This window comes from Bradyrhizobium sp. USDA 4451, from assembly GCF_054822585.1.
On record NZ_JBTRCH010000001.1, the window covers coordinates 2,017,195 to 2,033,463 of the forward strand.

The window sequence follows — 16,269 nt, forward strand, 5'->3', positions numbered from 1 at the left end:
ATATGTCCACTGATTCAAGATCGAGACAACGCGCCAACCGCGCTCTCGACGCCGCCAATTTTTTCCTCGCCGATGTGCGCGACGGGCTCGGGCCCTATCTCGCCATCTATCTGCTGACCGTACAAAAATGGGATGAAGCCAGCATTGGCGTCGTGATGTCGATCGCCGGCTTTGCCGGCATCGTTGCGCAGACGCCGGCTGGCGCGCTGGTCGATGCGACAAGGGCAAAGCGCCTGGTGACGGTCATCGCTGCGCTGATCGTCACCTGTGCCTCGCTGGCTTTGCCTCTTTGCGCAGGCTTCTGGCCGGTTGTTCTGTCGCAAAGCATCGCGCATGCGGCCGGTGTGATCCTTCCCCCGATGCTGGCGGCCGTTTCCCTTGGCGTCGCGGGCCATCGAGCCTTTGCGGCCCGCATCGGCCGCAACGAAGGCTTCAACCACGCCGGCAATGCCGCGGCCGCCACGATTGCAGGCGGCACGGCTTATTTTTTCGGTCCGCAGACCGTGTTCTACGTGCTTGGCGGCATGACTGTCGCAAGCCTCATCAGCGTGTTGGCGATCCCCGAAGAGGCGATCGATCATGACCTGGCGCGCGGACTGCACGAACATGCCGGGAATCCGGACGGCGATCGCGAGCGGCCGTCAGGGCTTGGCATTCTCCTGACGTGCCGCCCGCTTCTGGTCTTTGCGGTTTGCGTAACGCTGTTTCACCTCTCCAATGCGGCGATGCTGCCGCTGGTCGGACAAAAACTCGCGCTGCAGGACAAGAATCTCGGCACCAGCATGATGGCTGCGTGCATCCTCGCGGCCCAAATCGTCATGGTGCCGATGGCGATGCTCGTTGGGGCGCGGGCCGATCGCTGGGGCCACAAACGCTTCTTCCTTGCCGCGCTCCTGATCCTGCCCCTTCGCGGGGCGCTCTATACGCTGTCCGACAACGAGGCCTGGCTCGTCGGCGTGCAACTTCTCGATGGAGTCGGCGCGGGCATCCTTGGCGCGATCTTTCCAGTGATCGTCGCCGACCTCATGCGCAGCACCGGGCGCTTCAACGTCGCGCAAGGCGCAATCATCACGGCGCAAAGCATTGGCGCGGCACTCTCGACGACGCTCGCAGGTCTTGTCGTTGTGAAGGCAGGCTATAGCGCAGCCTTTCTTGCGCTCGGCGCGATCGCGGCGATCGGCTTTGGGGTTTGCTGGTTCGCACTGCCCGAGACCCGCACGCATTCCGGTACGAATGCCGGCCGGATGGAGCATGCCGAGCCGGCAGCCTCCGGTATCGCTGCGAGGTGATCTTGAGTGTTCTTTTGGAGGTGGCGGAATGGTGCCCATGTACGAATCGCTCCTGACCTGGGGTATCATTGCTCCGGCAACGGCTGGCGTCATCATCAGGCCATTTCGTCTGCCTGAAGCGATCTGGGCGATCGCGGGTGCCGCCGCGCTGGTGACTTGCAACGTCCTGACTGCAAGCGAAGCGCTGCACGGTGTTGCCAAAGGCCTTGATGTCTATCTGTTCCTGATCGGCATGATGCTTGCTGCTGAACTTGCGCGGAACGAAGGGCTGTTCGACTATCTGGCCGCAATGGCGGTCGAGCATGCGCGCGGTTCGCCACAGCGTCTGCTTCTTCTGACCTATGCCGTCGGCATCGTTGTTACCGCGCTGCTCTCCAATGATGCCACTGCCATCGTATTGACGCCGGCCGTCTGCGCCGCGACCCGTGCCGCCGGAGCGAAGCCGCTGCCCTATCTGTTCGCCTGCGCCTTCATCGCCAATGCCGCGAGCTTTGTGCTGCCGATCTCAAATCCGGCCAATCTCGTGATGTTCGGCGAGCGTATGCCGCATCTGTCCGAATGGTTGCGCCAGTTCGCGCTGCCATCGGTTGTCGCGATTGTCGTGACCTTTGTCGTGCTCCGAATTACCCTGCGCCGCGCGCTCGCCGAAGAGAGCATCGAGCGCGCCGTGCAGCATCCCAAGCTCGGCCGCGGCGGCAGGCTCACCGCAGCCGGGATCGCCGCGCTCGGCATCGTCCTGTTGACGGCATCGGCGCTCGACATGTCGTTGGGGTTGCCGACGTTCATTTGCGGCATTGTCACGGCTGCGGCGGTGCTGGTTCTCAGCCGGCAGTCGCCGTGGCCGGTGACAAGAGGCATTTCGTGGAGCGTGTTGCCCTTGGTCGCGGGGTTATTCGTGATGGTGGAAGCGCTGGTGAAAACCGGCGCGATCGGCCAACTCAGCGGGCTCCTTCAGGCCGCGATCGAGAGATCGCCGACCCAGGCTGCCTGGGGCACCGGAATCGCTGCCGCGGTGGCCGACAACATCGTCAACAACCTTCCCGTTGGCTTGGTCGCGAGTTCGGTCGCGGCCAGCGGCCAGCTCCCTGCGCCGGTCCTCGGCGCGATGCTGATCGGCGTTGATCTCGGGCCCAATCTATCGGTGACCGGCTCCCTCGCAACAATCCTGTGGCTGGTGGCGCTGCGGCGCGAAAAGATCGACGTCACCGCGTGGCGCTTCCTGAAAATCGGTTTGCTGGTGACGCCACCCGCGTTGCTGGCGGCGCTCGCAGCCGCGATCCGGTGACGATCTTGTCCAGATCGCTTGCTCGCTCGACGAGAAAGACCTGGAGCTTTCATCTCGCGCGATGGCACCGCGCCGCAAGCGTAGAGGAACTGGCGCGCCACGGCCGATGAAGATGGGCACTACTGCTTCGCCGTGGTGCTATGATGCTGCGGCCCACCACACGACCCAATAGCCAAATCCACGATGGTCTGCGATCTTGCGCTACGTACCATGGGCGGCCGCCTTCACGATTTCGCAGGGTGGTCCGATTACCCTTCGATCGCGGCCCTCTCGATCAATCCCTGGCTCGACGCGATGGGCCAGGAGCGGCCACGCGTTGTTTCTCAAACTGGGGGCGTGCTTGCCAAGCTCGATATTGCCCGCTATCGTCAACTCCAACATCAAGAGTTGGGCCGACGCCCAGCGCCAACCTGCTCCCCGAGCAAGGTGGCTTTCTTCCTTCGGAAGAAGATGTGGCCGGTCCGGCAACTAAACGGGACAAGCCACCACGGCGTCATGCGCTCCTCTCTTCGAAGAAGGGGACGAGAATGACTGTCGATCGAATCGAAATTGAGCTGGCCGATGCAAGGTCCTCGGACCTGATTAACCTCGTAACCGCGCTGGACGATTTCTTAAACAAGGTCTGCGGGGTGGAAAGGAATCACGGTTCTCCAATTGATCGGCTAGCGCACGACGACACGCAAATGTTTATCGCGCGGATTGCCGGACAAGCCGTTGGCTGTGCAGGGCTGCAGGTGTTCGAGGATGGTACCGGGGAGGTGAAGCGCATGTATGTCGTCACCGAGGTTCGGACAACTGGAATAGGCAGCAGGCTCCTGACGCGCGTTGTGGAAGCGGCCTTGACCGCCAAGCTGTCGGTTCTGCGGCTGGAAACCACGGAATTTCTTCCCGACGCGCAGAGGCTCTATCGGGCGAAGGGGTTCGTACCTTGTCCAGCGTATGGCCCTTACGTTTCCAACCCGATCAATTTGTACTTCGAGAAATGGCTGACGAAATGATGGCCGAGGGCGATGTGTCGACAATAGTTGATCAAGTCTACCCTCGCGTGACTTGGCACTGTCTGATAGCCGCTCAGGCCAGTCGATGCCCAACATGGATTGGCTTAACTAGGACTGGAGTTGCCGCGTAACTTAGGATTTACGCGACAACCAAAACCTATCGAATAGGTCTGCTAAAGTGCTACCAGGGATTTCGTTTATCAATGCATGACTTTCGGATTCTCTTGATTCCCGGTGGAGGAAATTCCGGTCCCGACCACTGGCAAACGAAGTGGGAGTCTGAGCACGACTCTATGGAGAGGGTCGTTCAAGCGGACTGGACGGGCGGCACACGAGAGCAATGGGTGGCGACGCTCGATCGCTACGTGCAGTCTTCTAAACGGCCCACTATGCTTGTCGCGCATTCGTTGGGAAATATTGTCGTGTGTCACTGGGCCTTGGCTCACGCCGGAAATGTGATTGGCGCACTATTAGTTGCGCCAGCCGATGTCGAAGCCGATTGGCCGTCGGAAGAAAGCTTATACCAGAAATTTCGACCGATTCCGATGCAACGGTTGCCGTTTGCCTCGATATTAGTTCAGAGTACGAATGATCCGTACCTGACGATGGACCGCGCGCACGCGCTGGCGTCAGCTTGGGGCTCGCGGTTGCACGTGGCCGGCCCGCTCGGGCATATCGGTTCCGCCAGTCACCTTGGACACTGGCCGGATGGCTTGCAGCTCTTGCATGATATCGCACCATTTCAGCCGCGTACGTTCTGAGAATCTGCTCTCTCGCAAATCAAGCGACATCAGGATGCTGTTTGGGTCAGGCAAATAGTCCCCGAAGGTCGCACACTCGACGAACGGTACTCGTGCCACGTCGCCGCCGACTAAGACGGCAAGATAAAAGCGACGGTGTCGCTCTGTGCCGTTGGGGGTCGTAAGCCTTTGCCTGCACATTGTTTTGGATGGCACCGCAGCGGCACCGTTTGAAGTGGCCTGGTGCCGCTTGAACCGAGAAATCATTCAAAATCAACGTTCCGAGCGCCATCGTTCGCAGCGTAGCGTCTTGTTGCGCGTGCTCGGCGGGATGTCTGGCCATGATCGCATGGAAGGCCGCTGCCGGACCAACGGTGCGCCGTCAAGGCTCGCGCTTTGCGCGACCGGCTCCGCCGGCTCGCGGCCTTGACTGCGCTCCGTTGGTCCGGCTTTTGCTGCCATGCGATCATGGCTTGCTCTGCGCGATTGCGCTCAGGCGGCAGACGATGCGCGAGGTCGGAGCACCGCAGCGTGATGTGGCGCGCACTTCGGCTGTTCAGTGGATCGGCCAAGCTTGCCACAATGGTGCCATGGCTCGCTCTCAAGAATCGCAGCGGCGCGTGTCGACCAACGCGCAATGCGACGATCTCTATCACTATGCCGTGGCACCCGCGCGTCGGCGACGAGCGAAGCGCGCTTCGGTGACATGGACGGTGACGGATGACTGGCCGGAAGACGTGCCGGTTGCTGAAGCCGAGATCGCCGTCTTTGAGGCTTGGTTCGGCGACCTGTTCGACGAGCTGTTTGGAGACGGCTGAGGGGGAAATCACCATGGCAGCGACGGTTCGGGCGGCTCTCTACCTGCGGGTCTCGACAGGACGGCAAGCCGACAGCGATCTCTCCATCCCGGATCAGCGTCGCCAGGCGAAGGGCTATTGCGCCTCCCGCTGCTGGGAGATCGTCGCCGACTATGTCGAGCCGGGCGCGTCCGCGACCGACGATCGGCGGCCGGAGTTCCAGCGCATGATCGACGCCGCGGCGGTCAAGCCGCTAGCGTTCGACGTGATCCTGGTCCACAGCTTCAGCCGCTTCTTCCGTGACCAATTCCAGCTTGAGTTCTATGTCCGCCGGCTCGCCAAGAACGGCGTGCGGCTGGTGTCGATCACCCAGGAACTCGGCGACGATCCGATGAGCAACATGATCCGCCAGATCATGGCGCTGTTCGACGAATACCAGTCCGAGGAGAACGCCAAGCATACGCTGCGGGCGATGAAGGAGAACGCGCGGCAAGGCTTCTGGAATGGCGCGCTGCCGCCGATCGGCTACCGCGTCGTGGAAGCCGCAGAGCAGCGCGGCCATCGCACCAAGAAGACACTGGAGATTGATCCCATCCAGGCCGAGACGGTGCGGCTGATCTATCGCCTGGCGCGGGAGGGAAACGGCTCCTCCGGGTCGATGGGCGTCAAATCGATCGCCAAGCATCTGAACGAATCCGGCATCCGAACGCGCGATGGCGGACGCTGGGGCATCGATGCCGTGCACAAGGTGCTGACGCGAACGACGTATGTCGGCCGCCACTGCTTCAACGCCAAATTTTGGAAAACCCGCGAGCGCAAACCAGAAGGCGAGGTGGTCGAGATGGCCGTGCCACCGATCATTGACGCAGCCGAGTTCGAGGCCGTGCAGACGCTGCTCAAGACGCGCTGCCCGGCACTGACCGCGCCGCGCGTCGTCAGCGGCCCGACCCTCCTTACCGGCATCTGCTTTTGCGCTGCCTGCGGCGGCGCGATGACGCTGAGGACCGGGAAGAGCGGAAGATACAGGTACTACACTTGCTGCACCAAGGCCCGGCAGGGCGAGACCGGTTGCAAGGGCCGTACCGTTCCGATGGAGAAGCTCGACAGCGCGGTGGCCGAGCACATCGAGCAACGCCTCTTACAGCCCAAACGTCTCGACGCTATCGAGAACGGGATCGCTCACGTCTCCGATCCGCTGCTCAAGGAGCGCGTGACCGAGCTGAAGTCCGTCCGCGATCAGGCCCGCGCTGACGCACAGCGGGCTGAGGGTGCGCTTGATCGGGCGGGGCCGAGCATCACACCCCAGGCGCTCAAAACCTTCGCCAGCCAGGCCCGCAGGCGGATGCGAACGGAATCGGGCGGCTACCGCCGCGACCACCTCCGAGCGCTGGCTCAGCGCATCGAGGTGGACGCGAAAGAAGTTCGCATCATGGGGTCGAAAAGCGTGCTCCTGCGCACACTGGTCGCTGCGTCCGGCGCAAAATCTACTGCGTTTGGAGTGCCCAGTTTTGTACCGAAGTGGCGCACCCGACACGATTCGAACGTGTGACCTTTGCCTTCGGAGGGCAACGCTCTATCCAGCTGAGCTACGGGTGCGTGCAGGGGTTCATTTAGCTGATTGGCTCCCGGTCGGCAACGGCGTTGTCCGGCCGGTCAAGGGCTGTAAACTGCCTGCGTTCATATGACAGGCCGGATAAAATGGCCGTCTTTCGAGGGAGTTTGCCCATGCGTCCGCTGGAATTCGGCTGGTACCTGCCCACGCATGGCGACACCACGGCCTATGGGCTGATGGAGGCGCAAATCGCCGGTTCGCCGGAACTCTGTGCGCGGGTGGTCAAGGCGGCCGAGGATGCCTCCTTCGAGTATCTCCTGATCCCGGTCGGCTCGGTGTGCTGGGAGGCCTGGATCGCGGGTGCCTTCATGGCGGCGCGCTCGGAGCGGATCAAGCCGCTGATCGCGGCGCGGCCCGGCTACATCAACCCGGTGCTGATGGCCAAGATGATCTCGACCTTCGACCAGATGTCGGGCGGCCGGATCTGCATCAATTTGATCGCCGGGCAGAACGAGAGCGAGGTCGAGGCCGAAGGCGTGCGCTACGCCAAGGAGGCGCGCTACGCCCTGATGGAGGAGGAGGTCTCGATCCTGAAGGCGCTGTGGACGACGCGCGGGCCGGTGCAGTTCGAAGGCAGGTTTCACACGATCTCGGGCGCGCATATCCGCCCGCGTCCGTTGCAGCAGCCGTTTCCGAAATTCTATCTCGGCGGCGGCTCGCGGCAGGCCTGGGAGGTCTCGGCCAAGCATTCCGACGTCCATCTGTTCTGGGGCGATCTGCCCGAGCGCATCGCCGACAATATCGCCGAGATCCGGCGGATGGCGCGGGCGCATGACCGCGAGGATGCGATCGGCTTCGGCATGCGGCTGCAGGTGATCTGCCGCGAGAACGAGGCCGATGCCTGGGCGGCCGCCGACCGACTGGTGCGTCACGCCACCGAGCGGCAGAAGCAGGAGATGAAGACGCTCTACAATCGCTCGCAGGCCAATCAGCGCGTGCAGCAGCTCGCGCGCGACTATGGCGACCTGCTGATGCCGCATCTGTGGACCGGGATCACCAAGGTGCGGCCCGGCGCGGGGATCGCAGTGGTCGGCAATCCCGAACAATGCGCCGCGACCTTGCAGCAGTTCATCGACGCCGGCTGCCACTCCTTCTGCCTGTCCGGCTATCTGCATGACGAGGAGGCCGAGCGGTTCGGCCGCCTGATCCGCCCGATCCTTGCCGCCAACAATCGCGGGCGGCTCGCTGCGTGAAGCACGATCCGGAAGCTTTCCGAAAATTCACGGGTGAATCGACGATCGGCCCGGCATGATCCGGCCGGGATTGCGGCACAACGGAGTTGAACCATGCATCATCGGGGCTGGCTTGCGGCATTGGCGCTGCTCATCGTGACGGCGGCGCACGCGCCGGTCGCGTCCGCCACGCCGGCACAGACCGAGCGCGACATGAAGCCGGTCAAGGAGATCGCGAGCGGGCGCATCGCCGTCGGCAGTGCGACGTTTCCGCTCTATCTCTCGACCGACTGGTCCAGTCCGCTGCCCGACGTCACCCGCGCGGTGCTGGTGCTGCACGGCGTGCTGCGCAATGCCGACGATTATTTCCGCGCGGCGCTGAGCGCGCAGGCGGCGGCCGGCGATGTCGACAAGCACACGCTGATGATCGCGCCGCAATTCCTGATCGCGCCCGACGTCGAGGCGTTCAAGCTTCCGGCGGAGACGCTGCGCTGGAGCCTCTATGGCTGGCAGGGCGGCGAGCCCGCGATCGCGCCTGGCCCGGTGAGCTCGTTCGAGGCGCTCGATGCGATCCTCGCCAGGCTCGGCGACCGCAAGCTGTTTCCGAACCTGAAGCAGGTCGTGGTGTTCGGCCATTCCGGCGGCGGCCAGGTGGTGCAGCGCTATGTGGTCGCCAATCCGTCCTCCTATGCGTATTTCACCAAGGAGCGGCCGGAGCCCGCGATCGCGGCGACATGCGAAGGCTATAACAGCTGGAAGTTCGGCATGGACGATCGGCCGCCCTATCTCGCCGCGCCGACACCGGCCGCACTGGAACAGGCCTATGTCGCGCGCCGCGTGATCTATCTCTTGGGCACGCTCGACACCAACCCCGATCATCCCGCGCTCGACAAATCCTGCATGGCGGAGGCCGAGGGGCCGTACCGCTACGCGCGCGGCCACTCCTATGTCGCCGCGATGGCCGCCCGCGACGGCGGCACGCCGAACCACAGCGTGTGGGACGTGCCTGGCGTCGGCCACGAGGGCGGCAAGATGCTCAACTCGCCCTGCGGCCTGACCGCGGTGTTCGACATCCCCGGCTGCGAGGCCGCGCGCTAGGGCATGATCCGGAAAAGCGGACACCGGTTTCCGGGAAGGTCATGCTCGAACAATGGCATGCGATCATGCTGCGATCCCATGGGATCGCATCATGATTGCATCGCGCGCACACCACAATGTGTGCGCCGATTCGATGGCAAGCCGCATTGAGATCGCCTAGGCTGTTGGCGCGAATGAAGCATCACGACTGACAGATTGATGGAGAACGTCATGAGAGGATGTTTGCTCGCGGTTCTGACGGCAGCTGCGTTGCTCGGCTCGATTCCCGCCAACGCGGCGGATGGCTGTGGCGTCGGTTGCCACGCCACCGTGAACGGCGCCTGCGTGATTGACGGCTGGGGCACCGGCGCTCGCGTGTGGAACGAATGCCCCGCCACCTCGCGCCCGCGTCCGCCCTGCGGCGGCCATGGGTTCGTCTGGAGGCGCGACTACAAGGCCTGTTCGCAGGCGACGAAGGACTGGCTGTAACCTTCAGGCCTGTTGCTATGCCGGCACGATCACCTTGCCGATCGGCCACAGCGCGATGCCGGCAAGCTTGAGATGCGCCCAGGCGAAGGGAATGCCGATGATGGTCACCGCGAGCAGGATCGCGGTGATCAGATGGCCGATCGCGAGCCACCAGCCGGCCAGGATGAACCAGATCAGGTTGCCGATCACGCCGAGCGGTCCGGTTCCGATGTCGGACATCCCGGTGATCTCATCGCGGCGCACCGCGCGCGAGCCGAACGGCAGCAGCGTGTAGACCGCGATGTTGAAGGCGGCGCGCGCCCAGGGCAGCCCGATGATGGTGACCGCCATGATGACAGCGGCGATCAGCCAGCCGAACGCCATCCACGCGCCGCCGATCAGGATCCAGAGGACGTTCAGGAGGATGGACACAGGCTGCATGGCTGACACCTTCGCGTAACACCGCCCTCAATATAGGCCGGCGCGCGGCGCCGCGGTAGGGTGCGGACCGGGCGCGTCGCGCCTCAAAGGGGAGAACGACAATGAGAAAAAGAATTGGGATGAGGATTTTTGGGGCCAGGATCCTTTCGGCCGGCAGTTTGGTGCTGCTGGCATTTTCGGTGCAGGCCGCGCGCGCCGAGGATGCCATGCGCTTCGCGCCGCTCAAGGCCGAGGAGCTGTCGCCGCCGCAAAAGGCCTGGGCCGACATGATCAGCGCGCCGCCGCGCAACGCCAAATTCACCGCGCCGCCGTACCGCGCCTATATCCGCAATCCCGATCTGGCGCCGAAGCTGTCGAACCTGTCGGAGTATCTGCGCTGGAACACCTCGCTGCCGGCGCGGCTCAGCGAGATGGCGATCCTGATCACCGCGCGGCACTGGACCGCGCAATATGAATGGTCCGCGCATTATCCGCTGGCGATCAAGGGCGGGCTCGATCCGAAGATCGCGGACGCCATCGCCAAGGGCACGCGGCCGGACGGCATGAAGGACGACGAGGCCGCGCTGTACGATCTCGGCAGCGCGCTTTATCGCGACCGGAAGGTCACGGACGCCGTCTACAAGGCCGCGCTGGAGAAGTTCGGCGAGCGCGGCATCATGGATATCATCGGCATCATGGGCTACTACGACCTGGTCTCGATGACGCTGATCACGATGCAGGCCGGCGCCGCCAACAACGGCGTCGCGCCGTTGCCGGTGCTGGAGAAATAGGCCGACTTTTCCCTCTCCCCGTTTTTACGGGGAGCGGGTTGGACCGCCGGCTCCTTTGCATGGGGTTGTTTTCGAGGTTTTGGCAGTGCGTCCCTGCGGAGGCAGGCGATCTGCGATAGCCCTGCCGCAAGCGGGCCGGAGTGAGGCGGATTGCCTACCGCCTGAACCCGCTGGCGCGCGAATAGCTCTGGCGGCTCTCCTGGGCCGGGCGTGCCGCCATGCTGGCGCGGGACTCGCTCGTGACCGGCGTCGCCGGCCTCAGATCCTCGAGGAAGATCGGCTTGGCGAAGTAATAGCCCTGCGCATAGCGGATCTTGGTCGCGGCCTGCAGATAGGTGAGCTCCTCGTAGGACTCGATGCCCTCGGCGATCACGGTCATGCCGAGCGCCTCGCTCAGCGATTCGATCGCACGCAGGATGCCCTGGCTGCGCGGCCGCTGATGGATGTCGGTGATGAAGGAGCGGTCGATCTTGATCTCGTCCGCCGTGATGTCGGCGAGCGCCGACAGCGACGAGTAGCCGATGCCGAAATCGTCGATCGAGATTCCGACGCCGATGCCGCGCAGGATCGGCAGGATCTGGTCCTGGAAATGCGACCGGGTCACGAACGCGTCCTCGGTGACCTCGATCATGAAGCGCTTCGGGAAGCCGGTCTCCTCGATCGCGCGCGCGAAGCGGCGCATGAATTCGAGATTGCCGGCCTGCTTGGCCGCGACATTGATGCTGATCGTCGCGGTCGGCCCGAACGTGTCGTTGATCAGGTCGATCGACTTGACGATCTCCGCCAGCACCAGGAACGTCAGCTCGTCGATCAGCCCGAGCTCGACGGCGAGGTTGATGAAGGTGCCCGGCGCCTGGATTACGCCCTCGTCGTCGCGCAGCCGCACCAGCGCCTCGATGCCCTTGATCTCCTGGGTGCGGATGTCGACCTTGGCCTGGAACGCGCAGCAGAAGCGCTTCTCCAGGATCGCCAGCCGCAGCGACTGCTCGATCTTCATCCGCGCCAGCGCCTCGCGCTCCATGCTGTTGTCGAAGAACGCGGTCGAGCCCTTGCCGTTATTCTTGACGCGGTACATCGCGATGTCGGCGTTCTGGCGCAGCGCCTCGTAGCTCCTGCCATGCACAGGGTAGAGGCTGACGCCGATCGAGGTCGAGGCGAAGATCTCGGATTCCTCGATGAAGAACGGCGCCTTCAGCCGCTCCTGCATCACATGGATGAATTCGGCGACTTCGTCATTGCTGCTGATCGGGTTCAGCAGCAGCAGGAACTCGTCGCCGGAAATCCGCGACAGGATATCGGTGTCGCGCAGCGCGTGGCCGAGCCGCTTCGACAGCTCGACCAGCAGCGCATCGCCGATCGCGTGGCCGTAATAGTCGTTGATGTGCTTGAAATTGTCGACGTCGAGGAAGGCGAGCGCGAAATGGCTCTGTGCATCGTCGCGGATCAGGCCGTTGACCCGATGCTCGATCACCCGGCGGGTCGGCAGGCTGGTCAGCTCGTCGTAATAGGCCGAGCGGAACAGCTGGTCCTCGAACGCCTTCTGCTCGCTGATGTCGGTCGATGCCGAGATCAGGAGGTTGCGGCCGGCGATCTGGACCGGCCGGTGCGCGGTGAGGAACACGTATTTGGAGGCGCCGCAGGACAGCACTTCCTCGAGCACCACCGGCCGGCCGCTGCGCAGCAGGTCGAGATTGGCGGCGTGGCGTTCGTCGACAGGCGGCGGCTGGGTCGCGCTGGCGGCCAGCTGCAACTGGCTCGCGGCGGCCTCGTTCACCAGGATGAACTGGCCGTGCTCGTCCTGGACGGTCACGCCCGCCGGCAGCAGCTGGAGAAGATCGCGAAGGATGCGCAATTCATTGCTGGAAATGTCGTCTTCGCCGGTCGCTGCCGCGCCCGCCTGAAAATCGTTTCTGGTGAGACTATGCATGGGCCGACCTTGGCAAAGTCCGTTGTAGTTTTGGTTAAGCGGACCTGCGAAATGCCGTGACAGAATGAGACCCGGGCGGCTTTCGCAAGCCGTCGCGGCAATCGTCATTAACAGAGTATCAATGCCGGCTGCGGCCGCCGGTGAAAGCGATTGCGCGCTGCGCGGTTGCATCAATCATGCGCGTGTGCCGGAAAGTCGACTTATCAACAGCTCGGCAGCTTGCACTGCATGGTGCAGTGAAGACCGGTCTTCAGGTAACTGATCTCGGTCTTGCCGTCGAACGGCCGCAGCGCCGACTTCAGCAGCTTGGTGCCGAAGCCGGCTTCGCCGACGGCCTCGAGCACCGGTCCCTCGGTCTCGTCCCAGATCACGTTGAGACGGCCATCGTCCACCGTCCATGACACCTGCAGGAACCCGCGCGGCGAGGAGAAGGCGCCGTACTTTCCTGCGTTGGTTGCGAGCTCATGGAAGATCAGCGCCAGCGAGACCGCGAGCTTGGCGGGCAGGAACAATTGCTCGCCGTTCAGATTGAACCGCACATGGCCGTAAGGTCCGAGCTCCGAGCGCAGCAAATCCTTGATATCGCAGCCATAGCCGTCGACCCGCGCGATCAGGTCGTCGGTCGCCGAGAGCGCGCGGATGCGATGGTCGATGCGCTGCCAGACATCGGGTCGGTCCTGCAGCGCCTGATGCAGCACGGCGTGGATGGTCGAGGACTTGTTCTTCAGCCGGTGCTGCAATTCATCGACCACGACCTTGCGGTACTGCTCCTCCTCGAGCAGCCGCCGCGACACCTCGCGCTGCTGCGCGACCAGGGAACGGTAGTGCTCGACGCCCCAGATCGCGATGCCGCACACCACCCAGAAGATCATCAGCAGCGCAAAGCGCGCCGGATCGGCGGTCGAGCCGCTGAAATTGAGCACCACCCCGAGCAGACCGCTGGCGAGCGCGGTTGCGATCCCGACCCGGAAACCGCCGAATGCGGTCGCAAAGAACACCGCCGGGAAATAGGGCGTGAAGAACACGTCGGGCCTGATCTGGGCGAGCCCGAAGCGCGCGGCCGTGGCCAAAACCAGACAAAGCGCTGCGAAGACGATCGCAAGCAGCAGCGAGGGCTGGGAATCGCCCCGCCAACCCGCCCTGAAATCGTCGATCCACTTCGCCATCGCTCGTTCCAGTTCACGTGAACAGGCGAACTAAAATAAGGCCGCTGCGACCGAAAAACCGCAGTTGTGGCGTTCTGGCCACAGGCGGACCTCGCCGAGTTAACCGCGCCCGCGCTTGCGTTGATGGAAGCAGCTGGGGAATATCCGCAACACCAAAGGTTAAGTTGGGGGACCCGGCATGGGACGGCTGGACGGCAAGGTCGCGGTGATCACGGGGGCGACCAGCGGCATCGGGTTGCGCACGGCGGAGGTGTTTGTCGCCGAGGGCGCAAGGATCGTGATTGCCGGGCGCCGCGCGGCGGAAGGCGAGGCGCTGGCCAAACAGCTCGGCGGCAATTGCGTGTTTCGGCAGACCGACGTCACGGTCGAAGAGCAGATGCAGGCGCTGATCGCGCTTGCGGTGGAGAAGTTCGGCTGCATCGACTGCCTGTTCAACAATGCCGGCGGCCCGGCGCAGACCGGCGGCATCGAAGGGCTCGATGTCGAGCGGTTCGACGCGGCGATGGCGACCCTGGTGCGCAGCGTCATGCTCGGCATGAAGCATGCCGCGCCTTACATGCGCAAACAGGGGTCCGGCAGCATCATCAACAATGGCAGCATCGCCGGTCGGCTCGCCGGCTTCTCCTCGTCGATGGTGTATGGCGCGGCGAAGGCCGCCGTCATTCACTTCACCAAATGCGTGGCGATGGAGCTCGGCGAGTCCGGCATCCGCGTCAACTCGATCTCGCCCGGTGCGATCGCGACCGGCATTTTCGGCAAGGCGCTCGGGTTGTCGACGGAAGCAGCCGAGAAGACCCCGGCGGTGATGCGCGAGGTCTACAAGGCGGCGCAGCCGATCCCCCGCGCAGGGCTGCCCGACGACATCGCGCATGCTGCGGTGTTTCTGGCGAGCGACGAATCGAGCTTTATCAACGGCCACGATCTCGTCGTCGACGGCGCCATCACCGGCGGCCGCAACTGGAGCCAGCAGCAGGCCGGCTATGTCGCGCTGCGCAAGGCGTTCGATCAGGGGGCAGGGTAGACACTCGCGCCGGAACGGAAGGCATGAACGCCAGGCTGGAGCGGAAGCTGCGCACGCTCGGCGCCGTCATCGTCGCGGGCGTCGTCGCGAGTATCGCCATCAATCTCGCGCAAGGCCGTCATTCGACGGGAGCATTCGTCGCGGGGTTTGCCTACGCGTTCGTGTCCTGCGTGGTGCTCGGCGGGATCGAATTGTTTGTCTTCCAGGGCCGGCTGTCGGAACGACTCAACCGGCTGTCCTTTGCCGCCCTTCTGGCGGTGCGCAGCGCGGCCTACGCCATCGTCATCATTGCCATCCAGCTGCTCCAGGTCGGCGAGCGCGTCGCCGGCTTGCCGCATCAAACCTCGATCCGGGATTTCGGGGTCAGCATCGCCTATTCCGCCGCGATCTCGCTGGTGCTGAACTTCGGCTTCAGCATCGCGACGCTGATCGGCCCGCGCGTCTTCATGAATTTCGTCACCGGCCGCTATCACGCACCGGTCGAGGAGAACCGTTTCGTGCTGTTCGTCGACATCGCGGGATCGACCGGACTGGGCCGAGCGGCTCGGCGGTGTCGGCATTCACCGCTTTCTCGACCGCACGTTTCGCCTGCTCACGGAATCGGTCGTCGATTATCGCGGCGAGGTGCTGAATTATGTCGGCGACGAGATCATCGTGACCTGGCCGGAGCAGCTTGGCGCGGTCGATTGCCGGCCGCTGCGCTGCTTCGTGGCGATGCGCGACGCGCTGCAAAAGGCGGCGCCGCAGTTCGAGCGCGAATTCGGCGCGGTGCCGCAGATCCGTGGCAGCCTGCATTTCGGCCCCGTGATCGTCGGCGAGATCGGCGACGTCAAGCCGGCCATCGTGTTCAACGGCGACGTCATGAACACCGCAGCGCGGCTGGAGGAACTGAGCCGCAAGGTCGATGGCGGCTTCCTCGCCTCACGCGCAGCGATGGCCCGCTTCGCCGCGCCGCCACCATTTCCGTTGAGCGATCTCGGCCGGCTGCCGATCCGCGGCCGCGTCGACGGCATCGACGTCGTCGGGATCGGGGCGGTGGCGTAGTTCATTTCTCGAACCCAGTTGCGCACACTGCGACAAATTAACCCGACGGGCAAATTTGCGCTTCCGTCGTCGGGCAAATCAGATGTTCAATTCCGCCCGTCTCGCCCGACACGAGGGGCGCTTCGCGGTCGTCACGAACGCGGGTCGAGATGCGGTGGACGCTGCGCGTGGCCTGACGAGAGCACGCAAGGCGGACGGCGAAATCGTGCAGGCCTGACGCCCTAGCGGTAGGTGTCTCTTCCGATTGCGCAATGCGCGTTGCGAAGACGGTGACAACAAAGCCAAGTCTCGCCGGGGAGAGCACGTATAAGCCGTAGCCCATCGCGCAGGGAAAGCCGGATTGCTCCGGTTACACCTGTGGTCCGACCCCCGTGCTTTCTACCTATTGCACGGGGCCCATGGGTGCGATCGGCACCCGGCTTTCCCTGCGCCCTCTGTGAAGTGAGAGGGCGAAACGAGATG

At 63.9% G+C, this 16,269-nt stretch carries 16 protein-coding genes, 1 tRNA gene and 1 riboswitch; of the genes, 12 read left to right on the plus strand and 5 right to left on the minus strand.

Annotation, left to right across the window (positions count from 1 at the left end; translation table 11 throughout):
- The first annotated feature begins 2 nt into the window (after positions 1-2).
- The 6 genes from ACVMB0_RS09290 (at position 3) to ACVMB0_RS09315 (ending at position 6,658) form a co-directional block, all read left to right on the plus strand.
- A complete protein-coding gene (locus ACVMB0_RS09290; protein WP_461346016.1) occupies positions 3-1,289 on the plus strand; it encodes an MFS transporter in 1,287 nt (428 codons plus the stop codon).
- A gap of 37 nt (positions 1,290-1,326) precedes the next feature.
- Positions 1,327-2,574, plus strand: coding sequence for an arsenic transporter (locus ACVMB0_RS09295; protein ID WP_461346017.1), 1,248 nt, complete (start codon positions 1,327-1,329; stop codon positions 2,572-2,574).
- 372 nt (positions 2,575-2,946) lie between these two features.
- Positions 2,947-3,056: riboswitch (SAM-I-IV-variant riboswitch) on the plus strand.
- Between the two features lie 45 nt (positions 3,057-3,101).
- Entirely contained in the window at positions 3,102-3,572 is a 471-nt protein-coding gene (locus ACVMB0_RS09300) for a GNAT family N-acetyltransferase (RefSeq protein WP_461346018.1), read from the plus strand.
- Between the two features lie 203 nt (positions 3,573-3,775).
- Positions 3,776-4,333 carry an RBBP9/YdeN family alpha/beta hydrolase gene (locus ACVMB0_RS09305; RefSeq protein WP_461346019.1) on the plus strand — a complete coding sequence of 186 codons (558 nt, stop codon included), beginning with the start codon at positions 3,776-3,778 and terminating at the stop codon, positions 4,331-4,333.
- A gap of 485 nt (positions 4,334-4,818) precedes the next feature.
- On the plus strand, positions 4,819-5,130 hold the full coding sequence (locus ACVMB0_RS09310; protein ID WP_461346020.1) for a hypothetical protein: 312 nt from the start codon (positions 4,819-4,821) through the stop codon (positions 5,128-5,130).
- Between the two features lie 13 nt (positions 5,131-5,143).
- On the plus strand, positions 5,144-6,658 hold the full coding sequence (locus ACVMB0_RS09315; RefSeq protein ID WP_461346021.1) for a recombinase family protein: 1,515 nt from the start codon (positions 5,144-5,146) through the stop codon (positions 6,656-6,658).
- Here ACVMB0_RS09315 and ACVMB0_RS09320 read toward each other — a convergent pair.
- Positions 6,629-6,705, minus strand: a tRNA-Arg gene (locus ACVMB0_RS09320). The genes ACVMB0_RS09315 and ACVMB0_RS09320 overlap by 30 nt on opposite strands.
- A 129-nt stretch (positions 6,706-6,834) precedes the next feature.
- Here ACVMB0_RS09320 and ACVMB0_RS09325 point away from each other — a divergent pair.
- The 3 genes from ACVMB0_RS09325 (at position 6,835) to ACVMB0_RS09335 (ending at position 9,459) form a co-directional block, all read left to right on the plus strand.
- A complete protein-coding gene (locus ACVMB0_RS09325) occupies positions 6,835-7,914 on the plus strand; it encodes an LLM class flavin-dependent oxidoreductase (RefSeq protein WP_461346022.1) in 1,080 nt (359 codons plus the stop codon).
- Between the two features lie 93 nt (positions 7,915-8,007).
- Positions 8,008-8,991: an alpha/beta hydrolase gene (locus ACVMB0_RS09330; RefSeq protein WP_461346023.1), complete on the plus strand. Its 984-nt coding sequence runs from the start codon at positions 8,008-8,010 to the stop codon at positions 8,989-8,991.
- A 210-nt stretch (positions 8,992-9,201) separates the two neighbouring features.
- Positions 9,202-9,459: a GCG_CRPN prefix-to-repeats domain-containing protein gene (locus ACVMB0_RS09335; RefSeq protein WP_456751081.1), complete on the plus strand. Its 258-nt coding sequence runs from the start codon at positions 9,202-9,204 to the stop codon at positions 9,457-9,459.
- 15 nt (positions 9,460-9,474) lie between these two features.
- Here ACVMB0_RS09335 and ACVMB0_RS09340 read toward each other — a convergent pair whose 3' ends face one another.
- A complete protein-coding gene (locus ACVMB0_RS09340) occupies positions 9,475-9,879 on the minus strand; it encodes a YccF domain-containing protein (protein WP_461346024.1) in 405 nt (134 codons plus the stop codon).
- Positions 9,880-9,998: 119 nt separating this feature from the next.
- Between ACVMB0_RS09340 and ACVMB0_RS09345 the strand changes: the two genes are divergently transcribed.
- Positions 9,999-10,649 (plus strand): carboxymuconolactone decarboxylase family protein, encoded by a 651-nt coding sequence (locus ACVMB0_RS09345; RefSeq protein ID WP_461346025.1) that lies wholly within the window; start codon positions 9,999-10,001, stop codon positions 10,647-10,649.
- A 154-nt stretch (positions 10,650-10,803) separates the two neighbouring features.
- Here ACVMB0_RS09345 and ACVMB0_RS09350 read toward each other — a convergent pair whose 3' ends face one another.
- Together ACVMB0_RS09350 and ACVMB0_RS09355 are read right to left on the minus strand one after the other, a co-directional pair.
- On the minus strand, positions 10,804-12,576 hold the full coding sequence (locus tag ACVMB0_RS09350; protein ID WP_456751078.1) for a putative bifunctional diguanylate cyclase/phosphodiesterase: 1,773 nt from the start codon (positions 12,574-12,576) through the stop codon (positions 10,804-10,806).
- 203 nt (positions 12,577-12,779) lie between these two features.
- Positions 12,780-13,742, minus strand: a complete 963-nt coding sequence (locus ACVMB0_RS09355; protein WP_461346026.1) for a sensor histidine kinase — start codon at positions 13,740-13,742, stop codon at positions 12,780-12,782.
- A gap of 178 nt (positions 13,743-13,920) precedes the next feature.
- On the opposite strand from ACVMB0_RS09355, the gene ACVMB0_RS09360 reads away from it, so the two are divergent.
- Positions 13,921-14,763, plus strand: a complete 843-nt coding sequence (locus ACVMB0_RS09360) for an SDR family NAD(P)-dependent oxidoreductase (protein WP_461346027.1) — start codon at positions 13,921-13,923, stop codon at positions 14,761-14,763.
- On the opposite strand, the gene ACVMB0_RS09365 is transcribed toward ACVMB0_RS09360, so the two are convergent.
- On the minus strand, positions 14,748-15,323 hold the full coding sequence (locus ACVMB0_RS09365) for a hypothetical protein (protein ID WP_461346028.1): 576 nt from the start codon (positions 15,321-15,323) through the stop codon (positions 14,748-14,750). The two genes, ACVMB0_RS09360 and ACVMB0_RS09365, sit on opposite strands and share 16 nt — an antisense overlap.
- A gap of 64 nt (positions 15,324-15,387) precedes the next feature.
- Between ACVMB0_RS09365 and ACVMB0_RS09370 the strand changes: the two genes are divergently transcribed.
- Positions 15,388-15,807 carry an adenylate/guanylate cyclase domain-containing protein gene (locus ACVMB0_RS09370; RefSeq protein ID WP_461346029.1) on the plus strand — a complete coding sequence of 140 codons (420 nt, stop codon included), beginning with the start codon at positions 15,388-15,390 and terminating at the stop codon, positions 15,805-15,807.
- Positions 15,808-16,269: the final 462 nt, after the last annotated feature.

Bases quoted from the DNA above. Each gene is read 5' to 3' on its own strand.
- ACVMB0_RS09290 (WP_461346016.1), top strand. From the start codon at position 3: ATGTCCACTGATTCAAGATCGAGACAACGCGCCAACCGCGCTCTCGAC.
- ACVMB0_RS09295 (WP_461346017.1), top strand. From the start codon at position 1,327: ATGTACGAATCGCTCCTGACCTGGGGTATCATTGCTCCGGCAACGGCT.
- ACVMB0_RS09300 (WP_461346018.1), top strand. From the start codon at position 3,102: ATGACTGTCGATCGAATCGAAATTGAGCTGGCCGATGCAAGGTCCTCG.
- ACVMB0_RS09305 (WP_461346019.1), top strand. From the start codon at position 3,776: ATGCATGACTTTCGGATTCTCTTGATTCCCGGTGGAGGAAATTCCGGT.
- ACVMB0_RS09310 (WP_461346020.1), top strand. From the start codon at position 4,819: ATGCGCGAGGTCGGAGCACCGCAGCGTGATGTGGCGCGCACTTCGGCT.
- ACVMB0_RS09315 (WP_461346021.1), top strand. From the start codon at position 5,144: ATGGCAGCGACGGTTCGGGCGGCTCTCTACCTGCGGGTCTCGACAGGA.
- ACVMB0_RS09325 (WP_461346022.1), top strand. From the start codon at position 6,835: ATGCGTCCGCTGGAATTCGGCTGGTACCTGCCCACGCATGGCGACACC.
- ACVMB0_RS09330 (WP_461346023.1), top strand. From the start codon at position 8,008: ATGCATCATCGGGGCTGGCTTGCGGCATTGGCGCTGCTCATCGTGACG.
- ACVMB0_RS09335 (WP_456751081.1), top strand. From the start codon at position 9,202: ATGAGAGGATGTTTGCTCGCGGTTCTGACGGCAGCTGCGTTGCTCGGC.
- ACVMB0_RS09340 (WP_461346024.1), bottom strand. From the start codon at position 9,879: ATGCAGCCTGTGTCCATCCTCCTGAACGTCCTCTGGATCCTGATCGGC.
- ACVMB0_RS09345 (WP_461346025.1), top strand. From the start codon at position 9,999: ATGAGGATTTTTGGGGCCAGGATCCTTTCGGCCGGCAGTTTGGTGCTG.
- ACVMB0_RS09350 (WP_456751078.1), bottom strand. From the start codon at position 12,576: ATGCATAGTCTCACCAGAAACGATTTTCAGGCGGGCGCGGCAGCGACC.
- ACVMB0_RS09355 (WP_461346026.1), bottom strand. From the start codon at position 13,742: ATGGCGAAGTGGATCGACGATTTCAGGGCGGGTTGGCGGGGCGATTCC.
- ACVMB0_RS09360 (WP_461346027.1), top strand. From the start codon at position 13,921: ATGGGACGGCTGGACGGCAAGGTCGCGGTGATCACGGGGGCGACCAGC.
- ACVMB0_RS09365 (WP_461346028.1), bottom strand. From the start codon at position 15,323: ATGCCGACACCGCCGAGCCGCTCGGCCCAGTCCGGTCGATCCCGCGAT.